Below are 17,872 nucleotides of genomic sequence, written 5' to 3'. Positions count from 1 at the left end.
ATAAGAAAGATGATAAATTACAATTAAAACGCAATGGAATCAGTACTTTCGAAGTGCGATTTAAGTGCCTATACCTATTATAAAAATATAACAGCCGTTTTGTAAAATACACAAAACGGCTGTTGATAAAAATTAAAAAAAACTTTGTTATATTCCTAAACCTTGTCCACCAGTAATTTGTATGGTTTCAGCTGTTAGAAAAGCGGCATCATCACTCGCCAAGAATGAAACAACAGAAGCTACTTCTTGTGGCTGCCCTAATCTTCCCAATAAGATATTGTCCTTCCACGAAGCGAATACTTCTGGTTTAGTCGATTTAATTTCTTTATGGAAAGGTGTGTCAATAGTACCAGGAGATACCGCGTTCACTCGAATGCCGTATTCAGCAAGGTCTTTTGCCAATGCTCTTGTTAGGGCATGAACGCCTGCTTTGGAGGTGCCGTAAACACCAGCGCCAGGGCCACCAGCATTCCACCCCGCAATGGATGTATAGTTGATAATGGAAGCATTGGTGCCCTTTTTAAGGAATGGAATGGCAGCTCTTGAAGCAAAAAATGTGGAGTCCAGGTTCAATGCCATTACAAATCTGTAAAACTCCGTAGTCATTCCTTCAAACCTAGATCTTCCTCCTAAACCTCCAGCGTTATTTACCAGAAGGTCAATTTTACCGTACTTTTCGCCAATTTTGTTGATGTTTGCAGTTACTTCTTCCTCTTTCGTAACATCAAATCCGTAATATTCAGCAGTGATTCCCAGTGCAGTAAGCTCTTCAACTCTTTTAGCTCCTGCTTCATCTTCTATACCGTTCAGCACTACAGTGTATCCGTCTTTACCCAATCTCTTTGCTACTTCAAAACCAATGCCACCAGTTGCTCCGGTAATTACGGCTACTTTTTCTTTTAAATTACTCATATTCTTAAATTTTGATTTATTAATTTTTATTTTACTCTACTGACTCTATGTTTTTTGCGAAATAATAAATGGCCCCTATACCAAGTGGCACAAAAATGGCGATGGCTATAAAAATAGGCGTGTACGATACTTCTGCAATTATAGGAACTAAAAAGTTCATGATAATAACCGAGAACACACCAACCATACCGCCTAAGCCTGCCAATGAACCTACGGATTTTCCACTGAACAAATCGCTTGGTAAGGTTTGTACATTTCCAATGGCAAACTGAAACCCAAATAATACCACAAATACGATGGATACAAAACGCTCTGGTGTTGTGGCATATAGCACTGTTGCAATAAGCCCAATAACCATAATGATACCACCTATTAGTATGGTAGTTTTTCTACCTTTATCAATGGAATTTGTTTTGGCTATTATTTTACCGGAAACATAACCTCCGGCAATACTACCAATGGCTGCACCAACATAAGGTACCCAAGCAAACATACCGACTTCCTTAACATTGAATCCGTAAACGTCAAACAGGTATATGGGCATCCAGCCCACAAAAAGCCACCAAATGGGTTCTAAAAAGAAACGGCCCACTACTATGGCCCAAGCTTCTTTATGGGAAAGGATTTCTTTTAGGCTTAATCCTTTGGTGTGCTCGGTGGCATTTTGGTCTGCCTTGCTTTGTCCTTCTAAAATATATTTTTGCTCTTCTTCTGTAATCCAAGGGTGTTTTTTTGGCCCCGCTTTGTTAATCAATAACCAAGGGATGATCCATAAGATACCAAAGGAACCTACTACCATAAATGTAATTCTCCAGCCAAATGCTACAAAAAGCATGGCTATAAAAGGTGGTGCAATTACCGAACCAATGGAGGCTCCGGCATTAAATAGCCCTTGTGCTATGGCACGTTCTTTAATAGGAAACCATTCCGCATTACTTTTAACGCCCCCAGGCCAGTTACCGGCTTCCGATAATCCTAATGTACTTCTGAAAAAAGCTAAAGAAAATATACCTCTTACTGTTGAGTGCATAAATGAGGATATTCCCCAAACACCAATACTGATTACATAACCAATTCGGGTCCCCACTTTATCGAATAATTTTCCAGAAAATAATTGTCCTAAAGCATAGGCTACCATAAATATATTCAATATTAAACTATAATCGTTTTTGGTTAAACCCAATGATTTGGAAATAGAGCCATCAACGTTTTCGTTTCCCCACATAATGGCAAGGGCACTTCGGTCAATATAATTAATTACCGTAGCCAGAAATATTAACCCTATAATGAACCAACGCAATCCTTTCATTTTCATAATTATGTGTTTTTAGTTGTTGAACTTATCTTGACTTTTTCTATTTCCTAAAAAATGGCTAAAACCCGTCCATATTTCGTCTATTTTCTTATGCGTAGCGATGCTATGTATTTTAAAAATAGCCTCATCTGAACATCCTGATATATCGGGATTCGGTTAAACACAAAAAGTCAAGATGAGTTCATTTGGAAATTTTATGCAATAAAGCCTTTGTTGTAATACAAATAGATACATTCCAATCACTTTGTTAAATTGATTTGATTACCAATAGGTGCAATGAAAAACAAGACTTCTGTACTGGTTTTGAAGAAATGCTTTATAAAACAATTCAGATTGAGCAACGCTACCCTCCTAAATATTATATTGTATCAAAATAAGAAGCTGTGCATCTTCATATTTTGAATAGTTTGTTATTTGTTATAACAATATTGATATAACGTTTTAAAATGAACTTTCATTTTTTCCTTGGCCAAAGTTGGGTTTTGGTCTTTTATGGCTTGATAAATATCGGTATGCTCCTGTATTCCTAAAAAAGCTTGGTTTTCATCGCAAACATGGTACTTTGCAAAATTGGTAATAATTTCAGGTGTTATTGATATCATAAACGTATTCATGGTGCTGTTTTTGCTCGCTTTTGCAATCGCCAAATGAAAAAGTAAATCTTCCTGTACCGCATTTTCATTATTTAAAACTTTTTTGGCATAGGCATTCAGGGCACTTTTCATTAATTTTAAATCTTCGTCGGTTCTTCTAAGTGATGCTAATTTTACTGTTTTTAGTTCCAACAAAATACGTGTTTCCACCAGGGCCTTAAAATCGGGTGCTTCCAATTGTAAAATATCATCCACAATACCGTTCATCGCAATGGCACCGACGTTGGCAACAAAAGTCCCGCTTTGCGGAATCGATTTTAACAATCCATAAAATTCCAATTTCTGGATAGCGCCTCTTACCACACCACGGCTCACATTAAATTTTTCAGATAACATGCGTTCTGAAGGCAACTTATCGTTAGGTTCTAAATTTTTATAATTTATTAACTCCCGTATTCTATCGATTACAACATTTTGTAATTCTTGATTGTCACTTATTGATAAGACCTCTAAATTCATACAATTTCTTTAAATTGGTTAACCAAACTTTCCGATATAAAATTATAAAAAATATCAATCAAAGGTTTAAATATTACAGTTAGTTTTTATTATTATTAATGGCTTACTTCCAGTTCATAGTATTTTACCCTGGCAAAAGAACCTTCATCCCTGGATTGAAAATAATTGCCTGCCTTAAAATAGTTTTCAAAAACGCCCCATTTTCTCATGTGGATGTCTTCATATACTTTAAATTCATTATTGTTCAACACCACCACCATTTTTCCATCGGACACTTTTACTTCCAATGTAAATTTTCCGAAGCCCACTTCTTGATCAAAATAAAAACCTTTATCATCGCCCCAAGCTTCTTCATGCAGCAGTTCTTCCCCGGTGGCATTCAAGTTTTTTAGCACTTTTGTTTTAACCTGTATTTTGCCATTATCCCAGTAAATTTTCAATATCGGTGGTGCGTTGTTGTCCTTTTGCCCAATTAAATCGCGTTGTTCATCTGTTAACACGCCGTGAATTTGCATGATGATCACTTTATGGTACTTGCCTTTTCCATCTTTTGAGACCTCGCCCATGGCCAGTTTCCCTTTCATGTATGCACCTTGTTTAAAGGGCCAGTTTACTTTATTGTCGCCAGGTACCATTTGCTCTCTTAATTCACTTCGTGTGTACTTGGTGTTTGCTGTGGTGGCATTGCTTGGAAACGCATAAAACACCAAAGCCCCATTAGTGGAATCGTTATACATATAAGGTATAAGCCTTTCGTCCGTTGCGTAATTTAAAATGGCTGGTGGTTGTACGGTCATAGCACTTCCTTTTGCATTTAGTTCTGGGGTTGTCACACTCCAATGGCTTAAATCGATGTTTGGTAATTTATATTTTTTGTTCTTTTTCTTTTTATCCTGCTTTTCTGTTTTAGAACCAGAATCTGTAACACTACCTGTCTTATCTTGACAGGTAGCGTTAACAGATAGAAAAGTGATTAATAAAAACAACAGAAATTGTTTTTTAAAAAGACAGGCAACTATTCTAAGTGTACGCACCTTTTTAGATTTTTCTCTTGTTGAATCGGATAATGTGTTCATTTGATATTTTTTGAATAAAAAACCTTGAATTAATAACCTGGATTATTTGGGATTACTTGTACTGTATTCGTTACAATCTCAACATTTGGAATCGGTAATAAATCAAATTTTGGGTCTGCTGTTTTGGCTTGTAATTGCGCTGTTGTATAAGGAGCCGCAAACTGCACATAAAAAGGATCCATAAGCAAAAAGTGATTATCCATAACCCCTTTAGCGGTAATGGTTGTCATGGTTTTATTAAAACGCAACAAGTCAAACCAGCGTTGATTCTCTATAGCAAATTCCCACCTTCTTTCATCGGCAACAGCTTTCTCATACAAATCGGGAGTATTAACATCAGTACTGGTCAAAGCAGTTAAACCTGCCCTAGTGTGTACTTGATTCAAATAGCCTAAAGTTGTGGTGTTATTAGTGCCATCAGCCTCACAGTACATAAGCAAAACATCGCTGAATCGCAATACTGGCCAGTCTAATTCAGAATCATTTTGAACAGAAACTTGTATATTGTGTTTCCCTGACCAATACGTCCATTTGCTAGGTGTTGCAGCTGTTCCTGATGGTTTGAAAACTTTTATAGTAAAATCCCTTCTTTTATCAGTAGGGGCATAAGAGTCGTACAATTCCGGGGTTGGATTATTAAACCCACCTCTTGTACCGGTAGGATATACCAAACCTTGACTGGTTAATTTAAGATCTACCTGACTTGAAAACAAGTTAGATAACGAGCTTCCATAGCCTAAGGCGCCCGATTTGAAACGAATAGCAAAAACCATTTCAGAATTCATCTCATTTGCCGCAGAAAAAACATCCGCATACGGGTTTGTACCTGCTGTTACAAGCGCATGCCCACTATTGGCAATGACATCTGTAAGCAAAGGTAGTGCCTCCGATTTTTGCCCTAAAGTAAGATACACTTTGGCCAATAATGCTTCTGCCGCCCATTTTGTTGCCGTTCCTCCTATTCCTGCTGCTCCTGCAGATCCTGATGCCGTAGAAAACTTGGTAGTTTTACAATTTGCAGTTGCATTATTTAAATCGGCAATGATAAATTTATAAATATCCTCAACACTCGATCTAGGAATTAGTAAAGCCTCATCTGCAGTGATTATTTTATCTATTAAAAACACCCCACCATATAACCGTACTAAATTAAAATAGTGGTACGCTCTCATAAATGAAACCTCACCGGATATTCTTTTTCTTTGGGCATCTGGCAAAGGAAGAGGAATAGAAGGCGTACTATAATCAATGGTTCCAGCTACTGGGTTGTAGGAAGTTAGCAAACCATCACTCAACCGATTTAAGCTTCGGATACTTTGGTACGTTGTTGCCCAATATTGTTCTATAAACAAATCAAATGAGGGCGCCTCAAATACATCATTACTTAAAACTTGTAAGTTTTGGGCATTGGACGTGCCATAGTTATTCATAAACGTGTTGTCTGAACGTATTTCAGACAACATCCACTCATAGGCAATGGGCGCTCTTAAGGTACTATAGCTACCTGTTAGTCCAATATCAAAATTGGCTGCCGTTTCATAAAAACCATCCAGACTAATTTCGTTTTTATTTTCTACATCTAAGGTATCAGAACATCCTACCAACCATAGAAAAGAGAATAAAAACAATAGTTTCATTTTTTTTATACAATTTTTCATATTTATATTTTTTAAAAGTTTAAAAACCTCATTAAAACTTATGTTTAAAATGCGTTTATTTTTATGGGTTATTTTTTTATTAGAAACCAACTTCTATACCAAACAGGATTGTTTTTTGTATGGGAAACCCACCTCTTTGGTAACCATCTATCAATGGACTTGTTTGCGATGTTCTAGCTTCAATATTTATACCTCTGTAATCTTTAGTTACGAACAGCAAATTCTGACCCGTCAATGAGAATCTTAAATTGGTCAATTTAATGCTTTCCAAAGCATCTTTGCCCAAACTATATCCCAAAGAAGCCTCTCTTAAGGAGAAATAAGTGGCATCTTCTACGGCGTTATCAGTAAAAAGCCAATTGAATCCATTGGTAACATAAGGTGTTTTGCCATCTCCTGGATTACTTGGGCTTACCCATCGGTTTCTCATATAATTTAAATTCCGTTCTTTGGCTTCGTTATAATTAATATCTCCGTTTATTAACTCGCCTCCCAGAACCCCTTGGAATGTGAAATTCAAATCAATATTTTTATAATTTAGCTTATTGGTAATACCCCAAGTAAAATCTGGATATGGATCTCCTAAAATAACCCTATCATCGGTATTTATTATACCATTTCCATCAACATCAACAATTTTTATACCGCCTTCTACAATACCATTGGTTAACGTTGTTGTTAAGCCCGAAGCGGCAATATCGGCGTTACTGTTCCAAACGCCGTCTGTTTTATAGCCAAAAAAACTAATTAATGTTTCGCCAACAATAGCGTAGTTGTTTAAACCATTTCTATTGTCGATTGTTGGGGAAATTAAACGGTCCTTATCTCCTAAATCCGTGATTTTGTTTTTAAAACGCGAAATATTAAAATCAGTACTCCAAGTGAAGGCTTCCGTTCTCGCATTCACCGTAGATAACTCTACTTCGAATCCTCTATTTTTCAAACTACCGGCATTCGTAATTACTGAACTGGACCCTGTTATTAACAACGCTGAATTTTCAAGTAATAATTTTTCGGTTCTTGATTCAAACACATCTATATTTAGATTTATTTTATTACGAAACATGGCCAAATCAAATCCTAAATTTGTTTGAAACGTTCTTTCCCAAGTAATTAATGGATTACTATATACATTTGAAAGATTTGCTAATCCTGTAGTAATGCTACCGGTACCTGGCCCGGTAACATAATTTGAAGGATTTAAGGTTTCTTGGTATAAAAATGGTGGAATGGCATTATTGCCTGTGGCACCATAACTAGCCCTAAAAGCCAATCTGTTAATGGATTCTATTTCAGAAAAAAAGTTTTCTTTTGACACTACCCACCCTATAGAAACTGCAGGGAAACCGCCCCATTTGTTTCCTACATCAAACAAGGTACTTCCATCGGTACGGTAACTTGCAGTAAGCAAATATTTGCTCTTATACGCATAATTTACCCGCCCTAAAAACGACATCAAACCAACGGTAATATCAGATTGAACCGGTGCTAAAATAACCGTGGCAAAATTTAGGTTTTTAATATCGTCGGTAGGAAATGTAGTGCCACGTGTCTGTAATGATTTTGTATTTGTTTTTTCGTATGTAAAACCGGCTAAGGCCGTAAAATCATGATCACCAATACTTTTGTTGTAATTAAAAGTGTTTTCTGTTAAGAAATCGAAATAATTTGTACTCGTATAAGTGGCATAATTTGGATTTCCAACTCTAGTTGCGTCTGATTGCCCTGTTTCTTCTCTTTCAGAATTTCTAAAATAGAGATTTTGGGTTGTTTTGAAATCCAAACCTTTTGCAATTTCAAAATTCAAACTAACGCTTCCTTGAAAACGGAATTGATTGTTATTATCGTATTGCTCAAGCAAAGCGCGCATAGGATTTGTATTTGAAGTTGTAAATGCTCTTTGTGATGTACCCGTGGTAAAAGGGACGCCGTCTGGATCTACACTGGTATAAGCTAAGTTGGCAAAATCGTCATCTTCTGCATAACTGCCCACTACTATGTTTGCATTAGGATTTGCCGCATTTATAAAGTCTGCGGTAGCTTGGGTATGATATACCGGTAAAAAACTAGGAAACCTTGTAAAGTCAATATAATTGGTGCCAGGTCTTTCAGTTTGGGTATTAGAAGGGTTTAAATTAATGTTTAATTTTATTTTATCGGTTAATTCTGAATCAAATTTAAACCTGAAATTTAATTTTTGGTAACTACTGTTCAACATTAAACCTTGATCATCTTGATATCCTAATGAAGCATAATATTTATTTTTTTTGCTGCCACCAGAAACGTTAAACTGCAAATCTTGATAAAAAGCAGTTCTCAACACTTCATCTTGATAATCAGTGCCAATACCTCCTAACAACTCTTTTTCAATAGCATATTGAGAACGCCATTTGTCCAAAGAAGGGATGGTACCTGCCTGCGTTTTACTTCCTGTCCATAGCGGATCGGCAATTCTTAAAGCAGATTCAGCATATAATCGCTCAACATAAGCTAAAGAACTCATAATGTCATAAGTTTCATAGGCTTCTTTAACACCCATCATAGAATTGAAACTAAATCTCGTTTTACCCTCCTTACCCTTTTTTGTGGTAATCAATATAACGCCTCCTGCACCCCTAGAACCATAAATGGCGGCAGAAGCTGCATCTTTTAATACCTCAACAGACTCTACATCGGCATTGTTAATGGCGCCCATACCATCGGGCACGGGTTGCCCATCTACAACAATTAATGGGCCTGAACCAGCATTAACAGAACTTACACCTCTAATGTTTATTTGAGTGTCGGAACCTGCTTCCGATGAGATGTTTTGTACCCTTACACCCGCAATTTTTCCTTGAATTGCTTGATCTAATCGTGAAACCGGAGCGTTTTCAATATTTTCACTCTTCAATTTAGCTACCGATCCAGTAACGCTAGATCTTTTTTGGGTACCATAACCTACAACCACCACTTCATCTAATTTAGCTATATCTTCTTGTAGAGAAATATTAATGGTTTTTTGGTCTTTGATTGCTTGAGTTTGGGTAACAAATCCAATATAAGAGAATTGCAGTACCTCTCCGTTTTTAACGTCAATTTTAAAACCTCCGTCAAAATCGGTTGTAGTACCTCTTGTTGTGTTTAAAACAATAACATTGACACCAGGAATTGGTATGTTATCGGTTGCAGACACCACTTGGCCAGTTACCGTTTTGTTTTGTGCGAATACTGCAATATTGAAAAGCAATAGTGCAATAAGAGCCAGCTTGTTTTTTAAATTCATAATTAATTTTTTAAAGTTTGATTTTTTCTAGATTTAGTTTTTTGTTGTGCTGCTAAAACAAGGGGTGTTAGCCCGTACTTTTTTAACAACCAAACTGGTTAACCAGTTTGGTTGACCAAATATATATAATATTTTGTTAAAAACATTTATTTTAGTGAAAAATCTTTGTCAAAATAAAATATTTAACAAAATTTGGATTGATAAGCAGTCTGTTACTGCATAAAATCTTCTCTAATTGGGTTAGCAGATTTTTTCTTATGCCTTTTTATCTCCAAAATAAGATACCGCGCCACCACTTAAGAAATCTTCTCTTACAGGACTAAAAGTGTCAATTAGCATCCCTTCTTCCAAACAAACTGCGCTATGCAATAAATTTGGTTCAATATACACGCCATCTCCTGCTTCTACAATTTTCTTTTCTCCATTAATTTCAAATTCAAATTTACCTGAAACACAATAGGTAGCTTGCGTATGAAAATGTTGATGTGGGGCACCTAATGCTCCTTTCTCAAATTTTACTTTTACCATCATGATTTGATTATCATAACCTAAAAACTTTCTTGATACTCCTCCACCCAGCTCTTCCCATGCCATTTCTTTTGTGATGATGTACTTTTCACTAAATCGTTTCATATGTTTATATTTATTGTTTTTTTTAAGGTCATATGTTGCTTCCATATAATCATTCCCTTGAGCATCAAGTTCTCGTTATGGAAGGTTCATAATTTTTTATTTATTTCTGTTAATTGATAAGCCCCTATCCATTCATAGGTTTTATTCTCTATTTTTATTTGATGTTTACTGTTTTTTGAATTGTCTTTTAATGAAAACAAAAATAGACTGTTTTCATTATTAATAGTTTCAATACTTATAGCAAAATAGGCATCATCACTATATGCTATTTTTAGGTTTTTGATGTTGCTGAACGCATTGGTTGCTATTTCACTAACCGGGTCGTAATGCCCATGAGATTCTAATAAAGATACAAAATAAGTATCTTTGCTGTTCTTTTTACGGATGATAAAACCTGGGTCGTTTCTAAGGTTAAAATCGGGATCGTTCGCACCAATTCTGGTAAAAATCAATTCATCTTCATTTGAAACTGCCGAAGTAAGTGTATAAAAACGTTCCTTGTTAAACCATGAGATTTTAGCATTTCCGCTTTCCGATTTACCTTCGCCTTCGTTCCATAAATGCTGATAACCGTTTTTAGTTCCTAATGGTTTTAAAACCTCTGGCACACTATATTTAAAATTGGCAGACATGATTTGTCCTAAATAATAATAAGGTAAATCGTATTGATTTTCAGTTTCTGAATTTATTTTAATGATGTCTAAAAGATACGGATTTTCAAAGGTGTCGTCTTTAATAAGCACCATCGTTCTCTGTAATTTTGTGCCAGGGTAAGCGTTTGTTTCAGTGGCACTGATGACTTGAAGATTTACATTGAAAACATCAAACAGATATTTTTCGGAATGGTTTAAACTACCCGTTTCAAAATCGCCGCCAAAATGTGACGTTTCGTTTTGGATTATGGTATTATGGGCAATGGTTTGTTTTGCCCAAGTGGTGTTTTCCTTTAGATAATTACCGCCACCTTTTTGTTGAATGTTTACATAACGGGCCATGCCGTAATCTTGGATCACTTCGTTGCCACCTTCATAATAAGAGAACGATAATTTATCATAGTGTCCATGACTTAATCCTTGCGCAGAATATTTCATAACCAACGTAAGTTCGTTCTTGGAACCATCTGCTCTTAAAATGGCAACACCACCTTCATCGCCGTTTTTTCCGTCGGATAAGTTGATTGATTTTTTGATAAATGGGGTTGCTAAACCATCTCGAACCCCTATGGCTACCGATAAGCCTGTGTCGTCCAACAATACTTCACCTTGATCTTTGGCAATGGATAATAAATCGGTATTATTACCTCCAAAATAATAGCCAATATCTACCGCTGATACCAGTTCCCGAGAGTAATACGACATGCCTTTTTGACCATCATTCAATGGGAAGAAATTGCCTTCTGCATCGGTTAAATTCAATAAGGTGTTAATAGATTTTAGTAACACACCATCTTTATATTCAAAAATTTTAAGTGCTGGTTTTACGTTTTGTAAAGCTTCAGCAAAAACCAAAAACGGGTACATGGCATAGCGTTGGTAATAAGGGCCTTCGGTGTAATAGCCATCGGGTGAAAAGGGTTCTTCCAAATTGGCTAGAAACCCCACTTTTTGACCTTTCTTTTTTATAAACGCACCATCATTATCTTTCTCATTAGGGTCTATATTATCTTTTTTCAATCCGTGCAAAGCGGTTTCCAATAACTTGTCATCATCCATAACCAATGCAATCATGCCAACTGCAGCATTGCCCCAGGTAGCGTGGTTGTGAACGCGATTAAAAAACTTTGGGTTATCAACCGAAATAAATTTTGCAAACGGTCTAAAAAGGTCTTTTTCTAAATATTTGCGTTCTTTTTCGCTTAAATAATTATAAACGCAATCGTAGGCCTGACTTACGTATACCAACCAATTGGAATCGTTTAGACTTTGCCAAAACAACTTCCCTCTTGCATACGAGCGTATTTGCGGGTGCAAAGGAAGGGTAGGGTATATTTTGGCATACTCCAAAAGCATATCCTTAACATATTTTGCGTATTTTTCGTCATCCAAAATCTGATATAAAACACCTGCTTTTTGTAAAATCAGAAAGTTTTTTTTGTGGCGTTCGTGTGTATAGCCACCTGAAAAATCTTTTGGTATAGGAACTTCTATGCCATTTAATATTTCTGCATCTACCTCGGCTTTTACTTTTGCTAAGGTTTCATCAAAAAGTGGCACGTTGCCTAATTGTGCTCTTATCTTTTCGACACCAGATTTAGTGAGTATTAAACTTGGGTGCTCTAGTTTGTTTGATTTTTTTGTTTTGGAAAATGCTTTTGTTTGTGCGTTACAAGAAACCACAAGGAATATTAAAGCAAGTAATATCGGTTGTATTTTATTTTTCAAAAGCATGTTTGTTTTTAGAAATTAGTCCGAGGTCCGAACCATTGGTGGCTTTTTCTTGCTCGGTAAAATTAATAGAATCCCTTATATGCAAAAATTCAAATTTGGTATAGCAATTGTCCACTTAGGCTAGATATTGCAAATAATTCCATAGATTTGTATGAATCGATAACTGGTTTACCAAATTGGTTTACCAAATATAGTATTAATTTTTCAAATAGCCTAATCCATTTAAAAAGAACCTCTATGTTTTACAAATTTTATATGATAGCACTTATATTTGTTGGTTTTCAATTAAACACCAGCACCCAACCATTTACAAACATGGCACAACCAAAAAAAGTGTATGTCAAGAATGTTCAGGAATTTAATGCTGCTGTTAAAAAAGCGGTTCCTGGCGATTCAATTGTACTTAAAAATGGCGTTTGGGACCATGCGGACTTATTCGTTAATGTTAAAGGTACTAAAGAAGCCCCTATTACCATTAAAGCAGAAACCAATGGCAGCGTTATATTTACGGGCAATTCTGGTATAAGTCTTTCCGGTTCTTATATTATTGTAGAAGGATTTTGGTTTAAAGATGGAGGCACTGATTTAAAATCCGTTATTTCATTTAAAAAAAATGACCAAGAATTTGCAAGCAATTGCAGGGTAACCAATTGTACCATTTCTTATTGCAATCCTACCGATTTAAGCACAACGACCCATTGGGTTGATCTTTGGGGCAAGAACAACCGCGTAGACCACAACAATTTTACGGGCAAATTAAACCATGGCACCACTTTGGTAGTTTGGCTTAAAGGAGAAGAACATGAAGAGAACCACCATCAAATTGACCATAATTATTTTGGGGAACGACCAGATTTGGGTGTGAACGGTGGCGAAACCATACGGATTGGCACCAGTACAAACTCCATGAAATCTTCTAAAAGCTTGGTTGAAAATAACACTTTTGAACATTGCAATGGTGAAATTGAAATTATTTCAAACAAATCTGGGGATAACATTTATAGAAATAATCTTTTTTTGGAAAGCGAAGGAACGCTTACGCTCAGACATGGAAACAATGCGTTAGTAGAAAATAATGTTTTTTTAGGAAACAATAAACCTAAAACAGGTGGCATTAGGGTGATTAATGAAGGACATATCATCAGAAATAATTTTTTGGTAAGTCTCGCTGGTAATGGGTTTAGAGGTCCCATCGTTATTATGAACGGTGTTCCAAACTCGCCTTTAAACCGTTATAATCAAGTGAAAAATGTGACCATAGTCAACAACACATTGATTAATTGTGATGCTATGGAATTTGGCGCAGGAAAGGATGAAGAAAGAACCTTGCCACCAATGAATGTATTGTTTGCAAATAATTTAATATCCAATACCACAGGAAAAGACATATTAAAAGTGGCAGATGATATTAAAGGCATTCGCTTTGAGGGAAACATGGTGGATTCTGAAGCTGAGGTTGACGCCAATTATTTTACAAAAGCTACCATAGATTGGGTTTTGTTAAACGTGTTTCCTATGCCAACAGCTTCAAATAGTATTTTACAAGATGTTAGGAAAATAAAGGAGAGTCCAGAATTTGACATTACAAATGCCAAAAGAAATATTTATGTGGCAGGGGCATTTAATTTAGATAACAAATACTATCCGGAGGCTATGACCATGATAACGGGCCCTTCTTGGAAACCAGATATAAAGGCTCCAAAAATGGCAGTGTCCAGTGCCATTATAGATGTAGAACCTGGTACGAATAATATTGGCAAAGCCATTAAAAACGCTGCACCAGAAAGTATTTTAAAGCTGAAAAGCGGTATTTATTACGAGGTCAAAACCAGTAAATTAACTAAAAACATAACCATTCAAGGGAGTAAAGATGGTAAAACCATAATCAAATCCCCAGAGACCATGGAAAGCCCCTTAAATTATTTTTTCAGAATAAACGAAGGTGTGAAATTTACCATTGAAAACGTTACACTAGATGGCGAAAACAGCACTCCTGTAAAATATGCGTTTGTGTCTCCAGAAGAACAAATGGGCAGTAAATACAATTTATTTGTAAACCATTGCAAGATTAAAAATTTTACAAACAAAGATGGCGGTGGTAGTGTTTTTAAAGCCTACGTGGGCACTAAGGCCGATACGATAAGTATTAAAAATACAACTATTGAAAACTCATATAGAGGTTTAAATCTATCTTATGAAAAAACAGGTTTGGGAAGTTATAATGCTGAAGTGATTATTCTGTATAATTCAGTGTTTAAAAATATTGAAGAATTTGCGGTAAACTATGTTAAAACTATCGACCCTTTATCTTCCAATAATCCAGAACAGCTATTGGTAGATCATTGTGTTTTCAGTAAAGTCTCAAACTACGAAAAAGGTGGCATCATCAAAACAAAGAATATCAATACTGTTGTTATTACCAATTCGGTATTTGAAAATAGTTATAATTTAAAATATCCCGTAAGTTTATCGGGCTTTAGCAATGTAATTAAAAACTGTTTGATTTATGATTCCGGAACATTAAAGCTTTCAGGTGGAGCTAAAGATTTGAATATTTTATATAAAAATCCTAAATGGGAAGATAAAGACACGTTTACACCCAGCGAGAAATCTGATTTATTGAAAAAAAATAATAATATTGAAAGAATAGGTCTATTAGAAACTAGATAACCTTGAGGATATGAAGAAATTGAGTAATGAAAACAGAATTAAGCTTCAAAAAATCAGTACTGCTACTATTGCTACTTGCCTGTATAAAAAAGGTTTAAGAAATCAGTTCATACAAAATGTATGTCCTTTAAGCAATCAAAATAAAAGTATGGTTGGTGAAGCTTTTACACTTCGATATATTCCGGCCAGAGAAGATTTAAACCCTATTAGTGTTTTTCAAGACCCAAAACATCCGCAAAGAGTCGCTATAGAAACCTGCCCTGAAGGTTCTGTTTTAGTTATTGATAGTCGAAAAGATGCAAGAGCAGCATCAGCAGGCTCTATTTTAGTGACAAGACTCATGAAGCGTGGTGCTGCGGGCATTGTTACAGATGGCGGGTTTAGGGATTCTGAAGAAATTGCTCAATTGCCGTTTCATTCGTATCATCAAAAACCTTCAGCACCAACCAATCTAACCTTGCACCAAGCTCTAGACATCAACGTTCCCATAGGTTGTGGCGATGTTGCCGTATTTCCTGGAGACATTATTGTTGGAGATAAAGATGGTGTTATGGTAATACCTTCTGAAATTGCCAACGATGTAGCCGTTGAATGTGAAAAAATGACCCTGTTTGAAGATTTCGTTTTAGAGCAGGTTAATAACGGAAAATCTATAATTGGTTTGTACCCTCCAACTCATGAACAAACGTTGAAAGACTTTGAAGCTTGGAAAAATAATTGAGAAAAGTAACTTGACAATTAAAATATTCAAATGAGGCTAAATTTCCCATTATGAATAAGCCCTTCTATTCAAATTCCGCTGGGGTTTTTTCGTATTTTTTAAGCTCTTTTTTGGTGAATTCTTTAAAGAAAATGGATTTGTCGAATGTAACAGTATATTCATTTGCCGATTCCAATTGTATCGAGCCTTTAGGAGTGTTAAAGTATGGCGTTAAAAACATATGATAATTTTTTCTGTCTGTTAAAGTGTTTTTTTGTGCATCTCAGTGCAATAGCTGCAACACAAAGGCATACAAAACATTACACGTCCCGATGGCTCTCAGAACCACAAAGATCATTAAGTCCATAAAAGCGTTTGCCCTGTCCCGTTAGGGACTTCATTTGGGTAGTGGCATATCAATACGCTGGTTTTCTGTGCCTTTAGGTACAGGATGGGAAAGCGGATTATAAAACAATGCCATACATGAAATCAGATTGCAAATATCCTTCTTTCAATGCTGTCCTATGTCGTACCTAAAGGCACGGATCCACGCCTCGATATAATTGTCGCTACCCATATTTTGTCCCTAAAGGGACATCATAGATGATGGAAAAAGCAACATGGTTATGGTTTCAATTTAAAAACAAGCTCCTTTCCAGGTGCTAATGTTGCTTTTTCGTTTTCCTTCACTGAACAACCTGAATTTGACATAAAATAACCGAATATCAACTACATACGCTATTGTGGGGAGGCTCTTCCGATGGCTCTCAGAACCACAAAGATCATTAAGTCCATACAAGCGTTTGCTCAGTCCCGTTAGGGACTTCATTTGGGTAGGCATATCAATACGCTGGTTTTCTGTGCCTTTAGGTACAGGACGGAAAAGCGGATTATAAAACAATGCCATACATGAAATCAGATTGCAAATATCCTTCTTTCGATGCTGCCCTATGTCGTACCTAAAGGCACGGATCCACGCCTCGATATAATTCTCGCTACCCATATTTTGTCCCTAAAGGGACATAGATGATGGAAAAAGCAACATGGTTATGGTTTCAACATGAAGTTAAGTTCCTCTCCAGGTGCTAAAGTTGCTTTTTCGTTTTCTTTCACTGAACAACCTGAATTTTACATAAAATAACCGAATATCAACTACATACGCTATTGTGAGGAGGCTCTTCCGATGGATCTCTGAACTACAAAGACCATTAAGTCCATAAAAGCGTTTGCTCTGTCCCGTTAGGGACAAAATATCGGTAGTGGCATATCAATACGCTGGTTTTCTGTGCCTTTAGGTACAGGATGGGAAAGCGGATTATAAAACAATGCCATACATGAAATCAGATTGCAAATATCCTTCTTTCGATGCTGCCCTATGTCGTACCTAAAGGCACGGATCCACGCCTCGATATAATTCTCGCTACCCATATTTTGTCCCTAAAGGGACATAGATGATGGAAAAAGCAACATGGTTATGGTTTCAATGTAAAAACAAGCTCCTTTCCAGGTGCTAATGTTGCTTTTTCGTTTTCCTTCACTGAACAACCTGAATTTGACATAAAATAACCGAATATCAACTACATACGCTATTGTGGGGAGGCTCTTCCGATAGCTCGGGACCACAAAGATTATTAAGTTCCTAAAAACGTTTGCCTTGCATTGCGAATAAGCCCTTCTATTCAAATTCCGCTGGGGTTTTTTCGTATTGTTTAAGCTCTTTTTTGGTGAATTCTTTAAAGAAAATGGATTTGTCAAACCCAACAGTATATTCATTTGCCGATTCCAATTGTATGGACCCTTTAGTAGTGTTAAAGTATGGCGTTAAAAACGTATGATAATTTTTACGGTCTGTTAAAGTGTTTTTTTCTTTGTGCATCTCAGTGCAATAGCTGTAACACAAAGGTACACAAAACATTACACGTCCCGATGGCTCTCGGAACCACAAAGATCATTAAGTCCATAAAAGCATTTGCTCTGTCCCGTTAGGGACAAAATATGGGTAGTGGCATATTAATACGCTGGTTTTCTGTGCCTTTAGGTACAGGATGGAAAAGCGGATTTTAAAACAATGCCATACATGAAATCAGATTGCAAATATCCTTCTTTCAATGCTGCCCTATGTCGTACCTAAAGGCACGAATTCA

At 36.2% G+C, this 17,872-nt stretch carries 12 protein-coding genes; 2 read left to right on the top strand and 10 right to left on the bottom strand.

The window, feature by feature from the left end; translation table 11 throughout:
* Positions 1-147 precede the first annotated feature (147 nt).
* The 8 genes from ACU1LP_RS14125 to ACU1LP_RS14090 all read right to left on the bottom strand — a co-directional run bounded on the left by ACU1LP_RS14125 (position 148) and on the right by ACU1LP_RS14090 (position 12,358).
* Complete coding sequence (locus ACU1LP_RS14125; protein WP_445731356.1) at positions 148-912, bottom strand: SDR family NAD(P)-dependent oxidoreductase; 765 nt, start codon at positions 910-912, stop codon at positions 148-150.
* A gap of 31 nt (positions 913-943) precedes the next feature.
* Positions 944-2,227, bottom strand: a complete 1,284-nt coding sequence (locus tag ACU1LP_RS14120) for an MFS transporter (RefSeq protein WP_445734291.1) — start codon at positions 2,225-2,227, stop codon at positions 944-946.
* 410 nt (positions 2,228-2,637) lie between these two features.
* Positions 2,638-3,339: a FadR/GntR family transcriptional regulator gene (locus ACU1LP_RS14115; protein WP_445734292.1), complete on the bottom strand. Its 702-nt coding sequence runs from the start codon at positions 3,337-3,339 to the stop codon at positions 2,638-2,640.
* 95 nt (positions 3,340-3,434) lie between these two features.
* Entirely contained in the window at positions 3,435-4,415 is a 981-nt protein-coding gene (locus tag ACU1LP_RS14110; RefSeq protein WP_445734293.1) for a polysaccharide lyase family 7 protein, read from the bottom strand.
* A gap of 29 nt (positions 4,416-4,444) precedes the next feature.
* Positions 4,445-6,073, bottom strand: coding sequence for a RagB/SusD family nutrient uptake outer membrane protein (locus ACU1LP_RS14105; RefSeq protein ID WP_445734294.1), 1,629 nt, complete (start codon positions 6,071-6,073; stop codon positions 4,445-4,447).
* 79 nt (positions 6,074-6,152) lie between these two features.
* Positions 6,153-9,338 (bottom strand): SusC/RagA family TonB-linked outer membrane protein, encoded by a 3,186-nt coding sequence (locus ACU1LP_RS14100; RefSeq protein ID WP_445736589.1) that lies wholly within the window; start codon positions 9,336-9,338, stop codon positions 6,153-6,155.
* 255 nt (positions 9,339-9,593) lie between these two features.
* Positions 9,594-9,971 carry a cupin domain-containing protein gene (locus ACU1LP_RS14095; RefSeq protein WP_445731364.1) on the bottom strand — a complete coding sequence of 126 codons (378 nt, stop codon included), beginning with the start codon at positions 9,969-9,971 and terminating at the stop codon, positions 9,594-9,596.
* Between the two features lie 86 nt (positions 9,972-10,057).
* Positions 10,058-12,358, bottom strand: a complete 2,301-nt coding sequence (locus tag ACU1LP_RS14090; protein ID WP_445736588.1) for an alginate lyase family protein — start codon at positions 12,356-12,358, stop codon at positions 10,058-10,060.
* A gap of 255 nt (positions 12,359-12,613) precedes the next feature.
* Between ACU1LP_RS14090 and ACU1LP_RS14085 the strand changes: the two genes are divergently transcribed.
* Both ACU1LP_RS14085 and ACU1LP_RS14080 read left to right on the top strand, forming a co-directional pair.
* The gene (locus tag ACU1LP_RS14085) at positions 12,614-15,028 is read left to right on the top strand and encodes a polysaccharide lyase 6 family protein (protein ID WP_445734445.1); all 2,415 of its coding nucleotides are present in this window, start codon (positions 12,614-12,616) and stop codon (positions 15,026-15,028) included.
* Positions 15,029-15,038: 10 nt separating this feature from the next.
* Positions 15,039-15,749: a ribonuclease activity regulator RraA gene (locus ACU1LP_RS14080; RefSeq protein ID WP_445734446.1), complete on the top strand. Its 711-nt coding sequence runs from the start codon at positions 15,039-15,041 to the stop codon at positions 15,747-15,749.
* Between the two features lie 64 nt (positions 15,750-15,813).
* Here ACU1LP_RS14080 and ACU1LP_RS14075 read toward each other — a convergent pair whose 3' ends face one another.
* Together ACU1LP_RS14075 and ACU1LP_RS14070 are read right to left on the bottom strand one after the other, a co-directional pair.
* Positions 15,814-15,969 carry a hypothetical protein gene (locus ACU1LP_RS14075; RefSeq protein ID WP_445731347.1) on the bottom strand — a complete coding sequence of 52 codons (156 nt, stop codon included), beginning with the start codon at positions 15,967-15,969 and terminating at the stop codon, positions 15,814-15,816.
* Positions 15,970-17,403: 1,434 nt separating this feature from the next.
* Positions 17,404-17,604, bottom strand: a complete 201-nt coding sequence (locus ACU1LP_RS14070; RefSeq protein ID WP_445735054.1) for a hypothetical protein — start codon at positions 17,602-17,604, stop codon at positions 17,404-17,406.
* Positions 17,605-17,872: the final 268 nt, after the last annotated feature.

The organism is Mariniflexile sp. (genome assembly GCF_052728615.1).
The sequence above is the reverse complement of the archived record's forward strand: the minus strand, read 5'-3'. Positions and strand labels throughout refer to the sequence as shown.

Coding starts and splice junctions, on each gene's coding strand:
- ACU1LP_RS14080 (WP_445734446.1), top strand. CDS start 15,039: ATGAAGAAATTGAGTAATGAAAACAGAATTAAGCTTCAAAAAATCAGT.
- ACU1LP_RS14125 (WP_445731356.1), bottom strand. CDS start 912: ATGAGTAATTTAAAAGAAAAAGTAGCCGTAATTACCGGAGCAACTGGT.
- ACU1LP_RS14110 (WP_445734293.1), bottom strand. CDS start 4,415: ATGAACACATTATCCGATTCAACAAGAGAAAAATCTAAAAAGGTGCGT.
- ACU1LP_RS14105 (WP_445734294.1), bottom strand. CDS start 6,073: ATGAAAAATTGTATAAAAAAAATGAAACTATTGTTTTTATTCTCTTTT.
- ACU1LP_RS14070 (WP_445735054.1), bottom strand. CDS start 17,604: ATGCACAAAGAAAAAAACACTTTAACAGACCGTAAAAATTATCATACG.
- ACU1LP_RS14115 (WP_445734292.1), bottom strand. CDS start 3,339: ATGAATTTAGAGGTCTTATCAATAAGTGACAATCAAGAATTACAAAAT.
- ACU1LP_RS14120 (WP_445734291.1), bottom strand. CDS start 2,227: ATGAAAATGAAAGGATTGCGTTGGTTCATTATAGGGTTAATATTTCTG.
- ACU1LP_RS14075 (WP_445731347.1), bottom strand. CDS start 15,969: ATGTTTTTAACGCCATACTTTAACACTCCTAAAGGCTCGATACAATTG.
- ACU1LP_RS14095 (WP_445731364.1), bottom strand. CDS start 9,971: ATGAAACGATTTAGTGAAAAGTACATCATCACAAAAGAAATGGCATGG.
- ACU1LP_RS14090 (WP_445736588.1), bottom strand. CDS start 12,358: ATGCTTTTGAAAAATAAAATACAACCGATATTACTTGCTTTAATATTC.
- ACU1LP_RS14085 (WP_445734445.1), top strand. CDS start 12,614: ATGATAGCACTTATATTTGTTGGTTTTCAATTAAACACCAGCACCCAA.
- ACU1LP_RS14100 (WP_445736589.1), bottom strand. CDS start 9,338: ATGAATTTAAAAAACAAGCTGGCTCTTATTGCACTATTGCTTTTCAAT.